1 protein-coding gene and 1 pseudogene are annotated in these 771 nt (G+C 46.8%); both read left to right on the top strand.

Going from position 1 to position 771, the window contains the following annotated elements; all coding sequences use genetic code 11:
* Positions 1 to 286 (top strand): annotated as a pseudogene (locus tag RVS70_RS21610) (amidophosphoribosyltransferase); the annotation flags it as partial.
* Between the two features lie 100 nt (positions 287 to 386).
* Positions 387 to 771, top strand: a 385-nt coding sequence (locus RVS70_RS21605; protein ID WP_321134774.1) for an AIR synthase related protein, incomplete at its 3' end; no start/stop codon positions are given.

The following is a 771-nucleotide window of genomic DNA, read 5'->3' as shown; positions in this document are numbered from 1 at the left end:
GAAAATCAGTTCACCGCCGATCGCCCATCAGTGCTTTTATGGCATTGACACTTCCACACATGAAGAACTGATCGCGTCTTCGCATTCTGTTGAAGAAATCCGTCAGGTAATCGGAGCTGATACCCTCTCATTTTTGAGTGTGGAAGGGCTGCTGAAAGGCATCGGCAGAAAATACGATGACTCGAATTGTGGACAGTGTCTCGCTTGCTTTACAGGAAAATATCCGACTGAAATTTACCAGGATACAGTGCTTCCTCATGTGAAAGAAGCAGTATTAACCAAATAAAACTTGAAAATGACATAAAGGCAGCGCAGTTCGGCTGCCTTTCTCTTTCTGCCCTCTTTAGGGGAGATATTTTGAAAAGCGCCTTAAAGGAGTGAATAGGATGTCTGAAGCATATAAAAACGCAGGAGTTGACATCGAAGCCGGATATGAAGCTGTAAAACGAATGAAAAAACACGTGGAGCGCACGAAACGGCTTGGCGTTATGGGCAGCCTTGGCGGTTTTGGCGGCATGTTTGACCTGTCTGAGCTTTCTTATCAAAAGCCAGTTCTCATTTCGGGAACGGACGGTGTCGGCACAAAATTAAAGCTCGCTTTTTCCATGGATAAGCATGACACGATTGGCGTGGACGCTGTTGCGATGTGTGTCAATGACGTGCTGGCACAAGGTGCAGAGCCGTTGTTTTTCCTCGATTATTTAGCGGTTGGCAAAGCGGACCCTGTGAAAATTGAACAGATCGTACAAGGTGTGGCGGACGGCTGTGAGC

The sequence above is a fragment of the Virgibacillus sp. M23 genome (assembly GCF_034190895.1).
GTDB classification, from domain to species: domain Bacteria; phylum Bacillota; class Bacilli; order Bacillales; family Amphibacillaceae; genus Virgibacillus; species Virgibacillus salarius.
Note: the sequence above shows the minus strand (reverse complement) of the source record. Positions and strands in the feature narration are given on the sequence as shown.